The sequence below is a fragment of the Methylomonas sp. PHL2-19 genome, from assembly GCF_059331595.1.
The window spans coordinates 1547885-1568915 of the sequence record NZ_CP196839.1; the positions used below are offsets into that span (position 1 = coordinate 1547885).

Consider the following 21031-nt stretch of genomic DNA (forward strand, 5'->3'; position numbering starts at 1 on the left):
ACAAGCCTAACGAGTGGTGATTGCCAAATGAGGCGCAGTAGAGGCGCCGCTTTGGTTATCCAGATGGATCAGGGTGCGGGCGCCGGCTATGCCGTCGGGCGTCAGATGTTGCCGGCGTTGGAAACTAGACAACTCGGCTTTCAGCGTTTCATCGAAAATTCGGGAAGCCATGTCGCCGGCAGGTTTGCCGGTGATTTTACTTAACCGTTCGCGCAGCCAGAGCACTGCTGCGGATTGCTGCGTGGGAGCGATTTCCGTGACCCCTGGATGCGGCGGCCGCCACAGCAACAAATAATTGCCGTCCCAGAGGGTTAAAAGCTCTGCTAGCGGGATGTTGATGGTGTCCTTCAAACGGATAATCGCCGAATCATGGTCAACGCCGGTCAACAATACATAGCGTTTGCCGCCACTCGGGTCGGAAAAAGCCAGAATCACCGGCCGGTTTAAGCTCAGGAGTTCTTGCCAATTTGCTTTGCCGAATAAGCAATTCAAACCCAGAGCGGCCACCGCGGTGCAATCCGCTGCGCGGCCTGCGGGGGCGGATAGATGCCAAGTCTTTAGCGACTCGGTCACGGCTTCGGCAAAGCTGAGGCCGGCCTGATCCAGCTGATCGGCAAAACTGACCGGCTTGGCGGCGGGGATGGGCGGCGCCGGCAGCACGGTCGGTTGGGTAACAACCGGTTTGGCCGGTTCAACAACGGGCATCGGCGGCGACCAAAACTGCGATCCCGCCCAAGCGCCGACTGCCAAAATCGCGGCGGTTGCGCCATACCAGCGGCGTTTGGCTGTTACCGACCCTAACACTTCCTGTGCAGCTCGGCGAATAATCGCCGGGTTGATTTCCCGCGCATTAGTGGCGTAAGCGCCCAACAAGGCCCGGTCACACAGAATGTTGATCAGGCGCGGCACGCCTTGCGAATAGTGGTAAATCTTGCGGATGGCCGCAGGATTGAACAGGCGATGTTTGCCTTTGCAGACCCGCAAGCGATGCCGGATATATGCACGGGTCTCGTCCAGCGACAACGGCAGCAAATGATAGCGGGCGGTGATACGTTGATTGAGCTGGCGCAAGTCTTGGCGGGCCAGCAACGCATTCAGTTCCGGCTGCCCAACCAAGATGATCTGTAACAGCTTGGCTTTGCTGGTTTCCAGATTGGTCAGCAGGCGAATTTGCTCCAATACGTCCAAGCTGAGGTTCTGCGCTTCGTCGATCAACAATACCGTGCGCCGGCCTTGCGCATAAGCGGCCAGCAGGTATTGATTGATGGCGTCGATCAGCTGTTTGGCCGCGAAACCGGCATGGCTGATGCCCAATTCGTCGCAGATTGTCGCCAGTAATTCCTGTGCCGTTAATTTAGGGTTCAAAATCAAGGCAATATCCACATTTTCGGGCAATTGCTGCAGCAAGCAATGGCACAACGTAGTCTTGCCGGTGCCCACTTCGCCCGTCAAAGCGACGAAGCCACCGCCCTGATTAATGCCGTACAGCAAATGCGCCAAACCTTCCTGATGCCGCTCGCTCATGAACATGAAATGCGGGTCAGGCGAGATCGAGAAAGGCAATTCGCTGAAATTGAAGTATTGCTGATACAAGGTGCTGGGGCTTTAAGGAAATGGTTGGACGATGCTAATTCAAACTGGGGGAAATTGCACTTAAAAGTCTGTATCGAGGCGAGCGGGGGGCTTTAGGTGTCGCTAACGCGACGGTTGTTTTAATGTCGGGTCTCGGCCCGACAGCCGAGTAACTTTTCTTTGTTTGGCCAAAGAAAAGTCACCAAAAGAAAAGCCACCCGGATGCCGCTTGTTTCCTGCGCTCCAGAGCTTTTGGCGGGGGTTGGCGAAAGGGGCTTCCTGCCCCTTCGCCAACGTGCGGCATCCCTGCCGCACCCCTTCGGGCTATTCCCACCAAAAGCCCCGGTGCTCGGCGCGGCATACGGGGAAACCCCGTCGCGAGCTTAAAGGGCTTTGACGTTTCTTTTGGATTTTGCTCGTAGGGCGAAATAATCAACACGCCTTGCGCCGCGTGTCGATTCATCCGGCGTATTCCGCTAACGCCTATGCGCCATAAGGCCTTGGAGGACTACTTGTGCAGCCAATAGTCACGCATTAGTTCATGTGACCAGACTGGTTGATGAACTTTCTGGCGTGGCAGGAACTCAGCCATGACGGGTTTGATGTCGAGCACTGGCGTGCCATTGATGGCATCCAATTCAGCGACGAAAAGCTTCGCTCCTTCCACACGAATCACACGGCAGATCGTGCTGCCGATGCGGTTTGGCCGATTCTTACCACGTTGCGCGAAGATGCCTACGGCTGGCCACGCGCTATTGTTCCGAGGGTGGCGCGCGCCCTTGACAATTTTTGATGGCTCGACTTCATGGAAAAGAAACAGTACTTCGACATGGGAAAAATCAGAAATCCCTTGCAATGCCTCAAAAGTAAATTCCGACGTCAGCGCAATACACGCTTCCTCTCCTCCCCAAAAATCATCTTCCGCATGAGGCCGAACGGCTTCGACAAATCCGATTGCTGTGACTTGTGAGTGCATTGAAACATTTTCCATTTTGATGCCCAACAAAGAATTAGATAGTTAACTGCACATCTAGCACGAATCCGATCTGGCTGCAATAAGCCTATGTTTTATAGAATGTATTTCCTTATGACTGTCTTCCAAGCCATCGAAAATGGCTAGCCGGGTTTCTCCTCGCGGTGAAAAATCAGTGGCGTAGCTGCGAATAGCGAAGCGTATTCGGAGGAACGAGGGGTATGCGAAACATCGTTTGGACCATTTGCGAGATAGCACACGCCCAGAGTGATTAAGGGATTGCCAACATGTGTTCGAACAGCTCGTAGGGCGCAATAACCAACGGGCATTGCGCCGTGTGTCGATTCATTCGGCGCATTACGCTAAAGCTAATGCGCCCTACGGTCTCTCGAAAGCCCACCGATAACCGGGATGGTTTTCTCCCCGTATGCCGCGCCGAGCACCGGAGCTTTTGAACGGTTCAGCCCGTTAGGGGCGCCGCAGGGATGCGGCGCGTTGCCGAAGGGGCAGGAAGCCCCTTTCGGCAACCCCGTTCAAAAGCGAGGAGCGCAGGACAAATCGGCAGGATAGCCGATTTGCATGCATTGCACCCGAAGGGCGAGGCACAGGGATGTGCCGAGTGAGCTAAGCGGCATCCGGGTGTCTTTTCTTTTGGATACTTTTCTTTGGACAAGCAAAGAAAGGTATCTCGGCTGTCGGGCCGAGACCCGACATTAAAATCAGCCGTCGCGTTAGCGACACCAAACACGAAAGCCTATTAAACGGGTGGGCATAAAAACCAACGGCTATTGCGCCATGTGATGTTCATTCGGCGCATTGCGCTGTCGCTAATGCGCCCTAAGGGCTGCGCGCCTTTACCTCTTAGCGTCCAGCGACCGAATGGAGGGAGGTTGATCGCTATGTTATAGGCTTGGTGACTTTGCATGAAGCCGAATTATGTGGCGCATAAAAGATGATGAAATTTCAAACACGAACTCGATTTCTTCCTCCACCACAGCGTCATCGTGTTTGATGTATGTGTTTTGGTATTTCGCGTAGTAGTCGATCAGCTTCGAGAACATATTCGAGAATTCTTTCGAACCTCCGGCCTCATTGACGAAACTACCGACATTGCCGAGCTGATTTTCGAGAGACTTATCGTTTTTAAAAACACATTTCAGCAATAGTTCCAAACTGAGTCGGAGATCATCAAGCAAGTTTCTGCTAAAGATTCCGTGTTTGTATTTTTGAATTGCCTGCAAGTACAACTCTAGTGCATTAGGGAAGCTGTCGAGCCAGTGGCGCGTTTCTTCGGTGAGTGTCTCGTTAAGCTTAGAAAATTCGTCTTTTGGTGCGAGGTGCGCGAATTGGGAGACTAGCTTTACCTTTAGTGATTTCAGCTCGTCGTATTGCTTGTTGGAGAAGATTCGGTGATCACACAACTCTCTAATAATTTTGAACTGAAGAGGGGGAGGGAAACACTTCAGATTTTCTAGCAGCGCCGTTCGCTTGTTTGGGGCCTCAAACGGATACGCCGCATGAGGAATATTGATGTTGTACTCGACAGCGTAAGCGTTAAAGGATTTCACAACTTCGTTTCCACTCAAGCCTCGGCTGGTATCGGCCAAGATATCAGCAGCGAAGCTCAGAAAAGGGAGAGGGATATGCGACACGAGATGTTTAGCCTCTAACAAGTAATTTGATGGTTAACTGTATATCTACCACATATCATATATTCTCCCGATAAATATATGTTTATTAATGCATATTTCCTTTTGTCTATCGTCCCTGTCTTGCAAATTACCCATCAGATGCTTCCGCAGGGATAAGCGGCAACTTACCCCCCCAACAACGGCGACTGCAACACTATCGCCGCCGCAATCAACACCGCCGCACTGAGAATAGCCCGCAACGTGCGGGTATTATTGCGTTTAAGTTGTTTGCGTAGCTCCAGCATGTCTTTTTGCTGCTGCTGAAGTTGCTGCTGCATGTGCGCGGCGCTTTGCAGGGCTTGGAATACCAGGCCGGGGACTTCCGGGATTTGCTCGGTGATTTCCGGGAATTTGGCAAACAGCTCCTTGATCTTTTTACCTGGACCGACGCGCTCCTTGAACCAGTTTTCCAGGAACGGTTTGGCGGTTTGCCATAAGTCCAGATCGGGATAAAGCTGGCGGCCCAGGCCTTCGATGTTCAGCAGGGTTTTCTGCAGTAAGACCAGTTGCGGCTGTACGACCATGTCGAAGCGGCGGGCGGTTTGGAACAGTCTTAGCAGTAACAAGCCGAAGGAAATGTCTTTCAGCGGTTTTTCAAAAATCGGTTCGCAGACGCTACGGATTGCCGCTTCGAATTCTTCGATTCGTGTCGTCGCCGGCACCCAGCCGGATTCGATGTGCATTTGCGCCACTTTCCGGTAGTCGTGGTTGAAGAAGGCCAGGAAATTTTCGGCCAGATAACGCTGATCGGAGCTGGACAGGCTACCGACGATGCCAAAATCCACCGCCAAGTATTTGTCCGGCAATTGCACGAAAATATTGCCCGGATGCATGTCAGCGTGGAAGAAATTATCCCGAAAGACTTGGGTGAAAAAGATTTCCACGCCACGCTCGGCCAGTTTTTTGAAATCGGCATTGCCTTTGCGCAGGGCGTCGATGTCGCCGACCGGAATGCCGTAGATGCGTTCCATCACCAAGACTTTGCGGCGGGTCAGCGGCCAGTGAATTTCCGGAATGTAGAGCATCTCGGAGTTCTTGAAATTGGCGCGGATGGCACTGGCGTTGGAGGCTTCCCGCACCAGATCCAGTTCATCGAGAATGGTTTTTTCGAACTCGGCAACGATTTCCATCGCCCGCAGGCGGCGGGCATCGCTCCAGAAGCGCTCCGCCAGTCGCGCCAGTTCGTAGAGCAAGCCGACGTCGGAATGAATTTTGTCTTCGATGTCCGGCCGCAAGACTTTAACGATGACTTTTTCGCCGGTGTGCAGCGTGGCGGTGTGTACTTGTGCGACCGAGGCCGAGGCCAGTGGTTGCGGATCGAACTCTGCGAAGGCCTCTTCTATCGATTGCCCCAGTTGTTGTTCGATGATTTTGCGGGCCGTGTCAGCGGAAAACGGCGGCACCTTATCTTGCAGTTTGACCAGTTCTTCGGCGATGTCTTCCGGCAGTAAATCCTTGCGGGTGGACAGGGTTTGGCCGAATTTGACGTAAATCGGCCCCAGGTCTTCCAGGGTTTTACGGATGCGGGCGCCGCGCGGTTCGCGGGAGTTGCTGGTCCAATAATTTGGCGATAAAAACGCGATATAACGGATGGGGCGAAATAAATGGGTTTTTAAAACAATTTCATCCAAGCCATGGAACATCATCACCCAGTTGATATGGATGAGGCGCATCAGAATTTTCGGGCGAATCACGGGGCAGGTCCTTGTTATTGAGGCGCGGATGTTGAGTGGAGCGAGTTTTCCAGGCGGTCGAGGCGGGCATCGAGGCGGTCGCAGTCGCTGCGGCAGGTGTCGATGTCGCGGAAAAATAACTCGGCTTCCGATTTGGCCGGCAGCTCGCGAGTTTCTTCTTGCAGGAATTCTTCCAGGTTCAAGCGAAAGGTGGTCAAGGTGTGCTGGGTCCAGTCGCGGCTGTCGCGGAACAACTGGCCCAAGCGTTGGGCAAAGGCGTCGCCGGTATAACGGGCGATTTTGCTTTCCAGGTTGATGTCCAGTTTTTCGAAGAGGCGTTGCAAGCGGCGGGCGACTTGGGTATCGCCGTCGATGCGGACTTCGCCTTTAAACAACGAGCGCATGGGGGTGGCGCTAAGGCCCATCAAGCCCAACGCCGACAACGAGCCGCTGAGTGTGGCGTCCACGCTGCCCGGATAGCTCTCCAGAATTTGTATGCTTTGCGCGGTAGGGCAAAGATACAGGCTGCTGTCGAAAGACGTCACATGCAGGGCGATGACTTTGCCGGTCATGGGCGTTAGATACTGTTCGATGTGATTGTCCAGCGCTAAATAACGATTCAGTGCGGTTTCCAGCGCGGAGATTAATAAGGACTTAACGCTGCTCGACATCACTCGCCTGTGCTTGCTGTTGTTGCAGAAACTCTTGCATGTCTTCGTTATTGACTCGTTGGTATAAATCGCTGACTGTCACGGTTAAGTCTATTGATTCCAGGGTGAGGCTGTCGCCGAGGAAGTAATGCGCGGACGACCAATTCGCCGAGCGTTTGAATACTTCCACTTCGACATGGTCTTGTTCGATCAACACGTACTCCTGCAAACTGGGCAAGGCTTTGTATGCATTGAGCTTGACGGTCTTGTCGATGCGGCGCGTGGCTTTGGAGAGTACTTCAACGATAATGGTCGGTTTTTCGGTGTAGTACTCGTCGCCGTTTTCATCGGCGCAAACCACCATCACATCGGGGTAAAAAAAATTCGCCGCAGCTTTGATTTTTAAATCGGATGAAAAGGTGGCGCAGGGACTGTTTTGCAGATGATTGGTTAGCCTCTGGACCGTGTTACTAATGATCAGGTTGTGGTTACGGCTGGCGCCCGCCATTGCGTAAACTTCGCCGTCGATCAATTCATGCTTGATGTCGCTGATCATCTCGCCGGCCAAGTATTCGGCTTCACTGATGTAATGCTGAGCTGGTTTTAGTGCCATTGGCAATTCTCCGCTTTCACGACCGGCGAACGGGAGCTTAAAATTTATAGCCCCGGTGTACGGCAACGATACCTTGCGTCATGTTGAAATACTCGCAACGCTCCAGGCCGGCGTTTTCCATCATTTGCTTGAGTTCGTCCTGCTTGGGATGCATGCGGATCGATTCGGCCAGATAACGGTAGCTGTCTTCGTCCTTCGCCACCACGGCGCCGATTTTTGGCAGTAGTTTGAAGGAGTAAAAGTCGTAGACTTTTTCGGTGATCGGGTCGATAGGGTGGGAAAATTCCAGGACGATGACGCGGCCACCGGGTTTTAACACGCGGTACATGGAGCGTAAGGCGGCGTCCTTGTCGGTGACGTTGCGCAAGCCAAAGCCGATGGTCACGCAATCAAAAGTGTTGTCGGCAAAAGGCAGGCATTCGGCGTTGACTTGGGCGTAGCGGATATTGCCGCTCAAACCATGGTCGATCAGCCGGTCGCGGCCGGTGCGCAGCATGGCGGCGTTGATGTCCGCCAGTATCACCTGGCCGGATTTGCCGACGCGCTTTTCGTAGAGTTTGGTCAAATCGCCGGTGCCGCCCGCCAGGTCCAGCACGCTGTCGCCTTCACGAACATTCGCCAGTTGCACGGCCACTCGTTTCCAGATGCGGTGGATACCCATCGACATGAGATCGTTCATGACGTCGTACTGGCTGGCGACCGAGTCGAACACGCCGCGCACCAGCGCCACTTTTTCCTGTTTAGGAACCTGTTTGAAACCAAAATGGGTGGTATTGTCGTTTGTCATGATGTCGTTTAATTATGGATGGGCGAGCGGCGGCTGAGGCCGGCGGCTTTCAGGGTTTCAAGATACTGTGACCAAAGCAACGGGAACTCCGAACCCAATTTATACAGCAAATCCCAGCTGTAAATGCCAGTGTCGTGGCCGTCGCTGAACACCAGTTTGATGGCGTAATTGCCCACCGGCTGGATGTCGGTAATCGTCACGTCTTCCTTGCCGATTTGCAGGGTTTCCTGGCCGGGGCCATGGCCAACCGCTTCCGCCGACTGGGTGAACACCCGCAGGTATTCGCTGGGCAGCTCGTAAATGCTCTCGTCGTCGAAATGAATTTCCAGGATCGCCGAAACCTTGTGCAGCTTGATTTCGGTCGGCACACGCTGAGCGGGGGTGATTTTGACGCGCATAATTACAAAATGTAGCGGCTAAGGTCTTCATCATCGGCCAGTTCCATCAGGTGCGAGTCCACGTAAGCGGCATCGATGGTAATGGATTTTTCGGCCAGGTCCGGCGCATTGAAGGAAATTTCCTCCAGCAGTTTTTCCAGAATCGTATGTAATCTGCGCGCGCCAATGTTTTCGGTTTTTTCGTTGACTTGCCAGCCCAGTTCAGCAATGCGCTGAATGCCGTCGGCGGTAAATTGTACGTCTACGCCTTCGGTTTTCAAGAGTGCCTGATATTGCTCGGTCAGCGAGGCGTCGGGCTCGGTCAAAATCCGCACGAAATCGTCCGCGCTCAAGGCGTTCAGCTCGACCCTGATTGGAAAGCGGCCTTGCAATTCCGGAATCAAGTCCGACGGCTTGGTCAAATGAAACGCGCCGGAGGCGATAAACAGAATATGATCGGTCTTGATCATGCCGTATTTGGTGGTGACGGTGCTGCCTTCCACTAACGGCAATAAATCGCGCTGCACGCCTTCGCGGGACACTTCGCCGCCGCCCATTTCCGCGCGTTTGCAGATCTTGTCGATTTCGTCGAGAAACACGATGCCATGTTGCTCAACCGCTTCCAGCGCGGCTTGCTTGATTTCTTCTTCGTTGACCAGTTTGCCGGCTTCTTCTTCCTGCAACTGTTTCAAGGCATCTTTAATTTTTAATTTGCGGGTTTTGGTGCGGCCACTGCCCAGATTTTGGAACATGCCTTGCAACTGGCTGGTCATTTCTTCCATGCCCGGCGGCGCCATGATTTCCACACCCATTGCCGGCGCGGCAACGTCTACTTGAATTTCCTTATCGTTCAAATCGCCTTCGCGCAGTTTTTTGCGCATTTTCTGCCGGGTGGATTCCTCGGATTCCGAGAGCATGCCGCCTTCGGCGCGCGGCAATAGAATATCCAGCACTTTTTCTTCGGCGGCATCGGCGGCGCGGTTTTGCACACGTTCCATCGCCGAAATGCGGGTGGTTTTCACGGCGCTATCGATCAAGTCGCGAATAATCGATTCAACGTCGCGGCCGACATAACCCACTTCGGTAAATTTGGTGGCTTCAATTTTGATGAAAGGCGCGTTGGCCAAGCGAGCCAGACGGCGGGCGATTTCTGTTTTACCGACGCCGGTGGGGCCGATCATTAGAATATTTTTCGGGGTGATTTCATCGCGCAATTCGGCGGTAACCTGGCTGCGGCGCCAGCGGTTACGCAGGGCTATTGCGACGGAGCGTTTGGCGGCGGCTTGGCCGACGATGTGTTTGTCCAGTTCGCTGACGATTTCTCTCGGGGTCATTTGACTCATGGTTTTACTCTTGTGCCGGTTGGGGTTCGGCGTCTAATTCTTCGATGCGCAGATTGTGGTTGGTGTAAATGCAAATATCGGCGGCAATGCCTAGCGATTTCTCGACGATTTCGCGGGCGCTGAGTTCGGTATTTTCCAGTAAGGCGCGCGCAGCGCTTTGGGCAAACGCGCCGCCGGAGCCGATGGCGATAAAGTCGTATTCCGGTTCGATGACGTCGCCGGTACCGGAAATCACCAGCGAGGTTTTGCTGTCGGCGATGATCAACAAGGCTTCCAGCTTGCGTAGGGCGCGGTCGGTGCGCCAGTCTTTGGCCATTTCCACGGCGGCACGGGTCAGATTGCCACGATGTTTTTCCAGCTTGCCTTCGAAATGTTCGAATAAGGTAAACGCATCGGCCGTCGCGCCGGCGAAACCGGCAATCACTTTGTCGTGGTACAGGCGTCTGACTTTACGGGCATTGCCCTTCATCACGGTGTTGCCCAGGGTGACTTGGCCATCGCCGCCGATCACGACTTTATCGCCGCGTCTGACGGAAAGAATGGTGGTGCCTCTGAAGTTCGTCATGTCTGTGAATGAGAAAGGGAAAGGCGGCGATTTTACATGTTCTCGACGGCGATAGGGTAGAAGTTTAAAACCGTAAGCCCGGTGGGTAAAAGGCGCAAAGATTGAACAAAGCAAGAAAACTGATTAAAGTTCAAAGTGCTGGTATTTTAAAGGATGCGCCGCATTGACCGGCGTTTCCAACATTACAATAACAACAAGAGGGTAGCTAGTCATGAAATTGTCAAATCGCTGGAGAGGTGCGTGCTTGCTGGGTGCTATGGTGTTTTCAACGGCGGCCCTGGCTTTATCGCCGGAAGAAGAAGAGCGCTTGAAAGAGTGTAAAAGGCCCAAATTCCGGGATTTTGTGCCTGAACAAAAAGCCGAGGTCGATGCGGGTACGGAAATCTCTTTTCATATCTCCCACAATGCCGATCCATTGACCGTGACCGCCGAAGCGCGTGGCGAAAAAATGAAAGTCAATGTGGTGGATAAAAAGAACTTTTACTTTGTGACCGCGAAATTGCCGCCATTGACGCCGGGATTTGCCCGTGTGCATGTCACCGCTAAATCCGCAGAAAGCAAATTGGAGAGCGGCTGTTTGGGTCAGGATGGCTGGTTGCTTAAAATTAAAGGTGAGGCAACCGCTAAACCGGCGGAACAGCCGGCGGCGGCTCAGTAGCGAATTTTATCTGTTTTGATCCGCCACATTTGGAAGGGGCGATTGGCCGAGTCGAGCGAGAGTTGCTGCATGACGATCCGGCGTTGCAGGGCGGGTTTGTCGATTTCGGTGTAAATAAAACCGTCGTCGAACCCGGCTTTAGCGGCGTCGAAACGGTCGCAAGCAAAGTAAACGGCTTGCAGTCTTGCCCAATAGATGGCACCCAAGCACATCGGGCAAGGCTCGCAACTCGTGTAGAGGGTGCAATCGGTTAATTGAAAATCGCCTAGTTTTTGACAAGCCAGCCGAATGGCGACGATTTCGGCGTGAGCGGTCGGGTCCAGATCCGGCGTCACCCGATTCCCGCTGGCGGCAATAATTTCGCCGTCTCTAACGACAATCGCGCCGAACGGCCCGCCACCTTGGTCGATGTTATCGCAGGCTAGTGCGATGGCTTGGTTTAGAAAGCCTTCGTGCATTACAAATCCAGCGGATTATCAGGATTAATACCGTCCATGAACGGCAATCGGCGGTCTTCGTTGGTGATCTGATAAACCTTCCCCAGCCAGTTATTAAACACGGCTTTAGCGGAATCCCGCCAGGTGATGTCCAAGTGCTCGATGATTTGTTGCTCTGGCATGGCTTGCAGTGGGCAGTTACCAAGCTTGGCTTCTTTCACGTGTTCTGTGTACTCGGCCAGTAGCTGTTGCACTTCGTTATCGAAATAATGCTCGGGGTAGGGTGGGTAGTCGTCGCGCTCGCCGTTGTAATAACGCAGTACTTCGCGCTTGTATTCTTTGAGCAGGCTAATGTCGTCGTACTCCGGATGGCCCTGGAAGAACACAATCCGAAAACCATCCGGACTGACGGCGAGATGCACGCCGGCAGATTCGCTGGCCACCAGGACTTTCAGTCCGTGTGTTTCCATGTCGCGCTGAAACACTTCGTTAAAACGCGAATGCGGCACATCGAAGCGGGTGTTGATTTCCGCCACCAGGGGATGCTGCCTATCGACCACTTTATGCGAAAACACGCCCCAACGCTTGGCCGGCAGGCGCGTGCGCTCCACACCGTAACAATGCTGAATAAAGGCATGGGTGGCCAGGCACGAACACAGTACCGAGGTGACGTTTTGCGTGGCCCATTCGAACACTTCGGTTAACGGCCGCCAAAAATCTTCCTCCTGCAAATGGTCGTGGGTGACATTGGCACCGCTGATAATCAAGGCATCCAGGCCGTCTTGTCTGATTTGCTCGAAGGATTCGTAATATTGCTGGATATGCGCCAGGGCTTGCGGGCTTCTTTCCAGGCCCGCAATCGTAAACGGGTGCACATGAAACTGGGCGATCTGATTACACGCGCCAACCAGTCGGAAAAACTGGCGCTCCGTGGCTTCCAGCGCAGCGTCCGGCATGATATTCAACAAGCCGATGTGCAACTCTCTAATCGATTGATGGCTGGCGCGGTCCGGGCTGAGAATTTCTTCGCCTTCTTCGTGCAGACGCTGAAAAGTGGGTAAAGCGGTATGGGCAACTAGCGGCATTACAAGAACGGTCTCAAGATTGTTGCCGGGCGATTGCCTCGGCAATCAGGCGGATAAAGTCGTCTTCGTTATTGACTTTAGCGGTTTCGTCGGCACTGATGGTGTAGCCGTACTGGGCGGCAATCGCTTCGTAGCGCGGTACCCTGGCTTTGAACAGCTCCGGAAATACCCAGCTGACGAATTCGTCCGGTGGAATCTGATCGGTAGAATTGTAACCGCGCTCACTCATGAATTGGTCCAATTTTTCATCGACGAATTCAGGGCGGTAGTACAGGGGTTTGGGATCTTTTTTGGCGCGGTCGATGATGGTCTGTTCCAAAGCCGGCGGAATTTTGATGTAGACGATCAGCGTGTGTTTGGCCAAATTTTCCAGCACTTCCGGACAATCCAGTTCGCAAACGCTACCGCCGGCGTCGTTGATGAAATGCTTGTAGCCGTAGATGTCTTCGGCTTTATGGATAAAGTCCGGCACGTCGTTCATCGCCGCGATTTCGGCTTGATGATGGAGCGCTTGGCGACGTTTGAATTCGGCTTGCGACAAGCCGCCTTTAGCCGGATCGCCGATTTTGCCGAGAAAGCTGGACACCGGTGCCAGGTTTTCCACGGTGATATTGCTGCAGATGTAGATCGAGTCGGATTTCAGCAAATCGCGCAAAAACGGTACGCCCATGGCTTGCTGCTTGATGTTGTCCAGAATCGGCTCTTCCAGGTATTTGGTACCGATGCGGTAGTCGCCGGAATAATGAAACCATTTATCCCTGGGTAACTTGGCGGAGAGGGTGGTTTTGCCGGCGCCGGACATGGCCAGCAGGGTGATACTCTTGGATTCCCAGTCCAGAAATTGTTGCGGGGTCATTCTCATAAATTATCTCAATCCAACAAATCGCTAATGTCCAAATCTTCCGCATCCGGGCGGGCGTGTCTATCGGGGTCTGTGTAGCCCAGATCGTCGGCTTCCAACTCGTCGAACGGCGCGCTCCAGTCTTCCGGATCTTCGATGTAATCGATAGTGGAGCCGTACCAGGATTCGTTGTCGTATTCGCCCAAATCGCCGTTGGCGAACTGAACTTCCACCGATTCGTCGTTACCCTCAATCGCTACCACCTTGAAGGTAAGATTACTTTCCAGGTCTTTATACCAGCGGCCAATGACCGGATCTGTAATAGTTGCCATAGTTGCATCCTCGCTATGTTGATGACTTATCAATGATAGCGAGTTTATAGAAGCTGTGCGAGTGCATGCGGCAAAACTGTCGGGATTTTCGATTAGAATGGCAAATTTACACAGTCAGCGGCGGGAGCCATGAGCGAAGAAAGATTCATCGAATTGGAGATCAAACAAGCGTATCAGGAAGATTTGATTCAGGCGTTGAACCAAGTGGTGGCGGACCAGCAAAAGCAAATCGGCAAACTGGAAGAAACCTGTAAGTTGCTGCACGACAAGATCAAAAGCCTGGCGCTGGATGAGCGACAAGCGGGGGCGGTTGATGAGCGTCCGCCCCATTACTGACTTATCAATTACGACTTACGATGGCTGACGCGGCGTAGCTGCTTCGTCGGGTTGGATGCTGTTGCCAAGCTGGTTCGAGGTTGCGGCGAGGCGCTGCAATCCATATGTTTGGCGCGCAAGCGCCGACAAAAATCCTGACTGTCGTCTTGCTGTAAGCCGGTCCATTGCGCCCGCCAAGATGTGGCGTTTTTGACTTTGGTTTTGACGATGCCGGCCCGCCCGGTTTTAGCTAACGGGCCGAGCGCATTACGCGCACGCTGTAGATTGACATCGGCATCGATTTTTCTGGGGAAACTTCCCATGCTGACGGTCCAAACATTGCCGCGGCTTTGCGGTTTGGCTTGCGCCAATTGCGTGAGTTTTTCGCGGCGACTGTTGTAAGGTGCGTTGATATGAATCGGCTCATAACGGCTACTGCCGGAGTCGGCGCCCATTTGTTCCGCACTGCCGGCACAACGGTTGGACGACAATTGAAACGGTGGCGGCAGGGCACTGTAATCCTTCAATTGCGAAATATGCTCGCCGAACAGGCCTTTTTCGCTATTGGCAAAGCCCATGTCCAATAAATTACCCATTTGTTCAAAGCGTTCGCCGCTACTGTGCGCGCCCAATAACACGCCGATCAAGCGGTGGCCGTTGCGTTTGGCCGAGGCGATCAGGTTGTAGCCGGAGCCGCAGGTAAAACCGGTTTTCAGGCCGTCGGCATCCGGATAGCTTTTCAGGATGCGGTTGGTATTGGGCATTACCCGGCCTTTGTAGTTAAATTCCGTCGCCGAAAAATAATGATAGTGTTGCGGAAAATCGCGAATCAAAGCAGCAGATAACAAGGCCAGGTCGCGGGCGCTACTGATTTGCCCGTCGTTGGGCAAGCCGCTGGCGTTTTCGAACGAGCTGTTGTACATGCCCAGCGTACGCGCTTGCTGGGTCATCATCGCCGCAAAATTGCTTTCCGTACCGCCCAGCTTTTCCGCTAGCACGACCGCCGCGTCGTTCGCGGAACGGGTGGTGACCGCCATGATGGCTTGTTCCACCGTCAAACTTTGGCCGGTGCGCAAACCCAGCTTGGAAGGCGGTTGCGAGGCGGCGTGTTTTGATGCAAACACGGTATCGGTCAGTCGCAGACGGCCATTTTCCAATGCCGACAGGGTTAAATAGATAGTCATGACTTTGGTCAACGACGCGGGATACCAGCGTTGAGTGGATTCGGTTTCGTGAACCACGCGGCCGGTGTCGGCGTCGATGACAATCGCCGCATATCTGGCGGCCGCAGGAGCGCTTTGCAGCATTAGGCAAGCTAGAGAAAGTAACGCTAAATGGGTTTTGGGTAGGGTGCTCAAGTTATTACTTTGCTCCAGATATGTGGCCTAAACATTTGACTATATTATTTAATCAGAATTATCGATTTCGAAAAAGACCCAATTAATGCGGGGATGGTCGGTTTTGATCTCTTTTTCCATTCCGTTAATTAATTCAACAGCTTCCCCCACGCTTAAATCCGCCGGCAATTCGGCTTTAATGGCCAGCATCACTTGGCTGCCGTGGCTAATAGCCCAAATATTCAGTACGCGATTGACGCAGCCTTGCTTTTCCAGATAGCCGCGAACGGCATCGCGAATCCCCGCATCGGCCTCACCGAGCAGCAAAGAATGCACTTCCCGGCCGACTAACACCGCTACGACGACCAATAAGGCGCCAATTAACATCGAGCCCACTGCGTCGTACATTGAATTACCGGTAAGCATAGTCAAGCCCAGCATCGCCGCCGCGATCACCAGACCAAGCAGCGCCGCCAAGTCCTCGCCGATGACCACCATCAATTCGCTGGATTGTGTTTCTTTAAACCATTGCCACATGCCTCTTTCGCCGCGTTCGCTTGCCATGGCCCCCAAGGCCGCGCGCAACGAAAAGCCTTCCAAAATCACGGCGATAGCCAGTATCGCCAAAGCCATACCGGCGTTTTCCACGGTGTGCGCTTCGTGAAAACGCAACCAACCTTCGTGGATCGAGAACAAGCCGCCAACCGAGAATAGCGTAATCGCGACCATCATCGACCAGATATACGCTTCCCGGCCATAGCCCATCGGGTGGTGTTGGGTTGCCGCCCGCGCCGAGCGTTTCATGCCGATAAACAGCAAGACCTGATTGCCGCAATCGGCGAAGGAATGAATGGCTTCCGCCAGCAGCGAGCCGGAACCGGTCCAGATTGCAGCGCCGGTTTTGATCAACGCGATACCCAGGTTGGCGGCAAACGCATAAATGATGGCTGAGGCGGAATTGCTATGAGACATGAGCTATGGGCCAAAAAAATTAAGAATTAGGCGGCGATTGTTTGCGGCAAACAGCACCGAAACAGATCAAGTATTTATGCAGATTTTAGATGAGTCGAGCGGATTTGCTGCAAATACTTAGGCGTTGACAGACAAGTTGAGCGATTGGCTGTCAACTAGGCAATAACGAGCTTATGGATTCTGTAAGGCGGGCGGTAGGGGCGAGTTTTTTGCCGCTTGCTGGTGCCGAGGACGCAGTTGCCGGCCGCGGCGTTTTTGCAGCCAGCGTATCACGCCGGTGATGAACAGCAGCGGGCAGAGCAAGCCGGCAATCAACACCAGCAATTGCCCGGTCAAGCCAAACGCCTCCCCGGTATGTAGCGGATGCAGCCAGTTGATGATTGTGTCCGAGCCGCCCAGTTCTTCGGGGTTGCTGACCGCCAACACCTGGCCGGAATATTGATCGACCCAGACGTTGGTTTTGGGAAAGCGCTGACTGGGCTCGCCAGCCTGGCGTAAATTGATGCGATAGCTGCCGTTGGCGTCGTGCGGTGTCTCTATCCAACACAGGCGCGCCTGCGGAAACCGGGCTTGGCCGACCGCGACGGCTTGATCCAGGCTGATGCGCGCTGGGTTGTTTTCGGTGATGGCGGATTTTGGCGCGGGCGATGCCTGCAAAGGCGAGAAATAACCCAGTATCGGATTGACGTATTGCGGGATCTCCAAAGCAATCCCGGTGACCGCCAATACCAGCATCACAATCAGGCTGTAGACGCCCGCCAGTTTATGTAAATCGTAATTTAGGCGTTCGCGGCTGGCATGGCGTTTTAGGCTCAAGGCGCTCTTTAATTTGTGCAACGGCGGCCACCACAGATAGACGCCGCTGATCAAGGACATCAGCAACAAGCCGCCGACGATGGCCATCAAAATTTTGCCGGGATTATCCAGTAGCAGCTTGTAATGCAAATCGTAAAGCCAGGTCATCGCAAATTCGCCCCAGAAACGATTGGCGAGGACCGTACCGGTATAAGGATCGACCGACAGCATCAGCGGCGCAAAGCCGTGATGCTCGGTTTCTTGCGGTTTATAGTAGCGGGCGGTGATGGCGCGCCGCGGATCGTCGGGAATTTCCAGCCGCCAGCCGCGTTGCCGCGTAGGCTCCGCGCGACGTAGGGCTTGAAAAATATCCTCGTAGCTTTGCCGCTGGGCGCTGGATTCGGAAATGATCAACTGTGGATTCAGCCACTCGTCCAGATCGATATAAAACACCAAAAGGCTGCCGGTCAGGCCGACCAGGGCGATGATCAAGCCCAACGACAGCCCGAGGTATAAATGTACGGCCAGCCAGAATTGGCGTCTAGCCTGTTTCTTGTTGGCCGTCGATTTCATGGCGATACGAGCTTAGTAGTCGAACTTGACGTTGACGGCGCCGTAGAAGGCAATGCCGTCGCCGGGCGAGAAGAACGGTTGGGCGGTGGCACCGAATGATTCGGAATACCAAACATATTCCCGGCGAACGTCGGTCAGGTTTTTAGCTTGAAATTGCAATTCCACTTCCTTGGTCACCTGATAGCCCAAATCGAGGTTGAGCAGGGCGTACTCACCGTATTGGCCGCGCTGATTGGCTTGATCGACAAAGTAGTCGCCTTGGCCGCTGGTCCACAGCGAAGAGCGCAGTTGCGGCAGGATTTGGTAGTCGATACCGGCCGAAAACAAATAATTCGGGGTATTGACCACCTGATTGCCGGCGACGTATTCCATCGTGCCAGCCGAAACCGCCGGCGGATTGGTGACTTTAGCCTCCTGCAAGGAGTAGGCAGCCCAAACCCCGACTTTATCGGTGGGATAAACTTTGACTTCAATGTCCACGCCTTGGCGCAGTGTGGGGCCTATTTGGCTCGACTCCACGCTGGCCAGATCGCGGCTAATTTCGTTGCTGGCTTTTTGCGACCAATAGGCGACCCGGCCCTCGGCCCAGTCGACCGGTTTCAGCTTGACGCCCACTTCCCAGCCATCGTTCAACGAGGGGCCGATATTCGCTTGGTTGCGGCCGATGAAGGTGGCTTGGCCCAGGCCGACCTGGAAGGTGCGGCCCCAGTTGCCGTAAAGGCTGTAGCCTTCGATCGGCGTAATCACCGCGCCTATTTTGGGTTGCGAAATCGTGCCGTAGTCGTTAAGGGGGTAGGAGCCGAACGCTGAGTCGGGGCGATAGCTGAAGAAGCTGCCGTCGACGATGTCGGCGCGGTAACCCGGTGTCAGTTTCAACCATTTGAAAGGCTTGATGATCGCCTGGATGTAGCCGCCGTAGTTCAGGAAGTCCCACTTCTCGTCGTTACGCAAACCGCTGCTACGGCGAACCCTGCTATCGGTTAGATAACGCAGATATTTGTTTTCCTGTTGCTGGAAGTCGAAGCCGGTTTCCAGGGAAAAGTCGTCCAACCAACTAACCACCGGATGGTAGGTCAGCGAGGTCATCGCGCCGTACTGAATTTCGTCGCGGTCGCGTTCTTGCTGTGCTGCGCCAGGGCCATAGGTGACATAACGCTGGTCGTCGAACAATGTGCCGTAGACCTTGGACGACCAGAATAAGGTCGGGCTGAGGTTGACGTCCAAGTGGGTGCTGACCTGGCCAACCGTGCGTTTGCCACCGTCAGTGGCATTTCGGGTGAAGGTTTGGGTTTGATTGAGTAACTGTTCCTGGTAAGTCATATAGCCGGGTTCTTGGGCGCCGGCTTCGCTCCAGCGGGCGATCAAACCTATTTTGTATTTTTGGTTGTCAGGCGTATAGAACCATTTCCCGGAAAAGCTGTTTTTGTCGGTGTCGCTATGGTCGCGGTAGCCGTCGCTGGCGCGGTAGGAAATTTGATAGTTCTGCGAGAAACCGTCTTTTTCATAGCCCAGACCGGATTGGATGTCGTGGGTATTGAAACTGCCAAAACTGGCCCGGGCCTTAGCGTAGTTGCCGCCGGTGGTGGTGTTCATGCTGATGTTGCCGGCGAAGGAGTGCAGGCCGTAGCGGGCGTCGTTGGTGCCGCGCACCACTTCGATGGACTCGATGTCCAGCGGAAACAGCGAGTCGATAAAATAGGTGTCGCCGCTGTTGGTGTTGCTAGGCACGCCGTCGATCAATAATTTGACCGCGTTAACCCGGCCTTCGCCATTGAAACCGCGAAACGACATTTTGCCGGTGGTGATGCCTTGGCCGAATTGGGTCACTTGAACGCCAGGCATGCGGTGGAACAAATCGTAGGCCGTTAATACGTTTTGGTCGGCGATTTTATCGGCGTACATGATGTCCACCGAAGTAGCAATGTCCTTGCTGGTTAATTTCATGCTCTCGGTTTGATCACTCACTGTGACCGCACCCAGCTCGAAAGTCGAATCGTCCTTAACGGCTTGTGGTTTTGGCGCGGGGACTTTTTTAACCGCAATGACGCCTTCGCCTACTTGCTCGTACTGTAAGCCATTCTGACTTAACACTTTTTCTAGCGCCTGTTGTACGGTGTATTGGCCCTTCAGCGGCTGGGCTTGCAAGCCTTGCACCATCGAGTCGGCATAGATCAATTTGGTATTGGTGGACTTTGCCAAGTTCTCCAGCGTCGCTGCCAGCGGCTGCGCGGGAAGGTCTATGCTTGCGCTGGTGCTGCCTGCCGCACTTGCGTCGATTGAAGCGGCTAGGGCCAACGCCAGCAGGGGCGCCTGTCGGCGCGGTTTTTTCGCGGGTGTGGTGTTAAGTTTGCAATCCATGATCGTCTCCTGTTAGTCGTGGGTGGCAATATTTTTTGACTCGCCATACCCCATTAACGAAGCAGACAGGTCAAACTGGACAGGTTTGGGGAATATTTTTTTAACCCAAACACGAACACCTGTTTGTTAGCGGCTGTAAAGCACGACGGTTTGTTTTTGGCGCTGCACGCGGACAGGCAGGATTTTTTCCAGGGCCTGCAGAAACGGCTTGAGATCGGCGCTATTGAAACTGCCGCTCAGGGTTTGCTTGGCCAAGGCAGGATCGGCAAACGCAAAACGCACGGCGTGATAACGCTCCAATTCCGCGACGACTTCCGTCAGCGGCGTGTGGTCGAACAACAGTTGGCCGTTGAGCCATGCCGCCACTTGCTTGGTATTGGTTTTTTCGGGTTTTTGCCAGTGGCCGCCTGCATCTATTTTGCGGCTGAAGCCGGCGGGTAAATTTTCGCCAAACCAGCTACGGCCGGCATGTAGGGCAACTTCGCCTTCCAAGACCGATACGGCGGTGCCGTGATTATCATGCCGCACGTTAAACACGGTGCCGATGTCTTTAATTTGTAGATTGCCGGTATGTACGGTAAACGGGTGCCAGGCCTGATGGGCGACGTTGAACATGGCTTCGCCTTGCTGCAACTCGATCTCGCGGCGCCACCAGGACAGACGTACGCGCAGTTGTGTATCGGTATTCAATTGCAGTTGGGAGCCGTCGGCCAGTTGCACGGTTTGCCGTTCGCCTATGCCTGTTTGGTAAACTGTGCTGGGCGCCTTGAAGTCCAGCCATGCGCCGGTCAACACGGTGGCAAGCAGCAGGCTAACGGTTAACATTTTGCCGTTTCGCCAGACGCGGGGCCTTGCGGAGCGCGCGGTATTCAAGCCGGCGACCTCAGTGGTTTTTAGCTCGTCCAGGTTGCCCCAAAGGTTGGCGATGTCGTCGTAAGCGGTCTGATGCGCTGGATTTTGCAGAAGCCATTGCGCGAATGCTTGACGCCGCTGCTCATCACAGGATTCAGACTGTAACTCCACGAACCAGGTCGCAGCTTGCTGAAGAATTTTTTGCGATTGCGAAAGCTTGGGCGCCGTCATC

21 protein-coding genes are annotated in these 21031 nt (G+C 53.9%); 2 read left to right on the forward strand and 19 right to left on the reverse strand.

Going from position 1 to position 21031, the window contains the following annotated elements; all coding sequences use genetic code 11:
* Positions 1 to 6: 6 nt before the first annotated feature.
* The 10 genes from ACR02O_RS07435 to hslV all read right to left on the reverse strand — a co-directional run bounded on the left by ACR02O_RS07435 (position 7) and on the right by hslV (position 10244).
* The gene (locus ACR02O_RS07435) at positions 7 to 1593 is read right to left on the reverse strand and encodes an ExeA family protein (RefSeq protein ID WP_494523098.1); all 1587 of its coding nucleotides are present in this window, start codon (positions 1591 to 1593) and stop codon (positions 7 to 9) included.
* Positions 1594 to 2080: 487 nt separating this feature from the next.
* On the reverse strand, positions 2081 to 2578 hold the full coding sequence (locus tag ACR02O_RS07440; RefSeq protein WP_458136778.1) for an SAM-dependent methyltransferase: 498 nt from the start codon (positions 2576 to 2578) through the stop codon (positions 2081 to 2083).
* Positions 2579 to 3447: 869 nt separating this feature from the next.
* Positions 3448 to 4197, reverse strand: coding sequence for a hypothetical protein (locus ACR02O_RS07445; RefSeq protein ID WP_033158386.1), 750 nt, complete (start codon positions 4195 to 4197; stop codon positions 3448 to 3450).
* 164 nt (positions 4198 to 4361) lie between these two features.
* Entirely contained in the window at positions 4362 to 5930 is a 1569-nt protein-coding gene (gene ubiB, locus ACR02O_RS07450) for a ubiquinone biosynthesis regulatory protein kinase UbiB (protein WP_458136779.1), read from the reverse strand.
* Between the two features lie 14 nt (positions 5931 to 5944).
* Complete coding sequence (locus ACR02O_RS07455) at positions 5945 to 6580, reverse strand: ubiquinone biosynthesis accessory factor UbiJ (protein WP_494523099.1); 636 nt, start codon at positions 6578 to 6580, stop codon at positions 5945 to 5947.
* The gene (locus tag ACR02O_RS07460; protein ID WP_458136781.1) at positions 6564 to 7172 is read right to left on the reverse strand and encodes a Uma2 family endonuclease; all 609 of its coding nucleotides are present in this window, start codon (positions 7170 to 7172) and stop codon (positions 6564 to 6566) included. Before ACR02O_RS07460 ends, ACR02O_RS07455 begins: the two co-directional genes overlap by 17 nt.
* A gap of 37 nt (positions 7173 to 7209) precedes the next feature.
* Positions 7210 to 7959: a bifunctional demethylmenaquinone methyltransferase/2-methoxy-6-polyprenyl-1,4-benzoquinol methylase UbiE gene (gene ubiE / locus ACR02O_RS07465; protein WP_033158390.1), complete on the reverse strand. Its 750-nt coding sequence runs from the start codon at positions 7957 to 7959 to the stop codon at positions 7210 to 7212.
* 8 nt (positions 7960 to 7967) lie between these two features.
* Positions 7968 to 8357, reverse strand: coding sequence for a gamma-butyrobetaine hydroxylase family protein (locus ACR02O_RS07470; protein ID WP_458136782.1), 390 nt, complete (start codon positions 8355 to 8357; stop codon positions 7968 to 7970).
* A gap of 2 nt (positions 8358 to 8359) precedes the next feature.
* A complete protein-coding gene (gene hslU / locus ACR02O_RS07475) occupies positions 8360 to 9679 on the reverse strand; it encodes an ATP-dependent protease ATPase subunit HslU (RefSeq protein WP_458136783.1) in 1320 nt (439 codons plus the stop codon).
* A 4-nt stretch (positions 9680 to 9683) separates the two neighbouring features.
* On the reverse strand, positions 9684 to 10244 hold the full coding sequence (gene hslV, locus ACR02O_RS07480; protein WP_020483114.1) for an ATP-dependent protease subunit HslV: 561 nt from the start codon (positions 10242 to 10244) through the stop codon (positions 9684 to 9686).
* A 211-nt stretch (positions 10245 to 10455) separates the two neighbouring features.
* On the opposite strand from hslV, the gene ACR02O_RS07485 reads away from it, so the two are divergent.
* A complete protein-coding gene (locus ACR02O_RS07485) occupies positions 10456 to 10902 on the forward strand; it encodes a hypothetical protein (protein WP_129871437.1) in 447 nt (148 codons plus the stop codon).
* Here ACR02O_RS07485 and ACR02O_RS07490 read toward each other — a convergent pair.
* The 4 genes from ACR02O_RS07490 to ACR02O_RS07505 are packed head-to-tail and all read right to left on the reverse strand — an operon-like array spanning position 10896 to position 13597.
* The gene (locus tag ACR02O_RS07490; protein WP_033158393.1) at positions 10896 to 11360 is read right to left on the reverse strand and encodes a nucleoside deaminase; all 465 of its coding nucleotides are present in this window, start codon (positions 11358 to 11360) and stop codon (positions 10896 to 10898) included. The two genes, ACR02O_RS07485 and ACR02O_RS07490, sit on opposite strands and share 7 nt — an antisense overlap.
* The gene (gene metA / locus ACR02O_RS07495) at positions 11360 to 12424 is read right to left on the reverse strand and encodes a homoserine O-succinyltransferase MetA (protein ID WP_494523100.1); all 1065 of its coding nucleotides are present in this window, start codon (positions 12422 to 12424) and stop codon (positions 11360 to 11362) included. Before metA ends, ACR02O_RS07490 begins: the two co-directional genes overlap by 1 nt.
* A 13-nt stretch (positions 12425 to 12437) precedes the next feature.
* On the reverse strand, positions 12438 to 13286 hold the full coding sequence (locus ACR02O_RS07500; RefSeq protein WP_494523101.1) for an ATPase: 849 nt from the start codon (positions 13284 to 13286) through the stop codon (positions 12438 to 12440).
* Between the two features lie 8 nt (positions 13287 to 13294).
* The gene (locus ACR02O_RS07505; RefSeq protein ID WP_033158396.1) at positions 13295 to 13597 is read right to left on the reverse strand and encodes a DUF6763 family protein; all 303 of its coding nucleotides are present in this window, start codon (positions 13595 to 13597) and stop codon (positions 13295 to 13297) included.
* Between the two features lie 129 nt (positions 13598 to 13726).
* Between ACR02O_RS07505 and ACR02O_RS07510 the strand changes: the two genes are divergently transcribed.
* On the forward strand, positions 13727 to 13933 hold the full coding sequence (locus ACR02O_RS07510; protein WP_033158397.1) for a SlyX family protein: 207 nt from the start codon (positions 13727 to 13729) through the stop codon (positions 13931 to 13933).
* A gap of 8 nt (positions 13934 to 13941) precedes the next feature.
* Here ACR02O_RS07510 and ACR02O_RS07515 read toward each other — a convergent pair whose 3' ends face one another.
* The 5 genes from ACR02O_RS07515 to ACR02O_RS07535 form a co-directional block, all read right to left on the reverse strand.
* Positions 13942 to 15219 carry a D-alanyl-D-alanine carboxypeptidase family protein gene (locus tag ACR02O_RS07515; RefSeq protein WP_494523102.1) on the reverse strand — a complete coding sequence of 426 codons (1278 nt, stop codon included), beginning with the start codon at positions 15217 to 15219 and terminating at the stop codon, positions 13942 to 13944.
* Positions 15220 to 15318: 99 nt separating this feature from the next.
* Positions 15319 to 16221 (reverse strand): cation diffusion facilitator family transporter, encoded by a 903-nt coding sequence (locus ACR02O_RS07520; RefSeq protein ID WP_494523103.1) that lies wholly within the window; start codon positions 16219 to 16221, stop codon positions 15319 to 15321.
* A gap of 171 nt (positions 16222 to 16392) precedes the next feature.
* Positions 16393 to 17589: a PepSY-associated TM helix domain-containing protein gene (locus ACR02O_RS07525; RefSeq protein WP_494523104.1), complete on the reverse strand. Its 1197-nt coding sequence runs from the start codon at positions 17587 to 17589 to the stop codon at positions 16393 to 16395.
* A gap of 12 nt (positions 17590 to 17601) precedes the next feature.
* On the reverse strand, positions 17602 to 19947 hold the full coding sequence (locus tag ACR02O_RS07530; protein ID WP_494523105.1) for a TonB-dependent receptor: 2346 nt from the start codon (positions 19945 to 19947) through the stop codon (positions 17602 to 17604).
* Between the two features lie 126 nt (positions 19948 to 20073).
* Complete coding sequence (locus ACR02O_RS07535) at positions 20074 to 21030, reverse strand: FecR family protein (RefSeq protein WP_494523106.1); 957 nt, start codon at positions 21028 to 21030, stop codon at positions 20074 to 20076.
* Position 21031 lies beyond the last annotated feature (1 nt).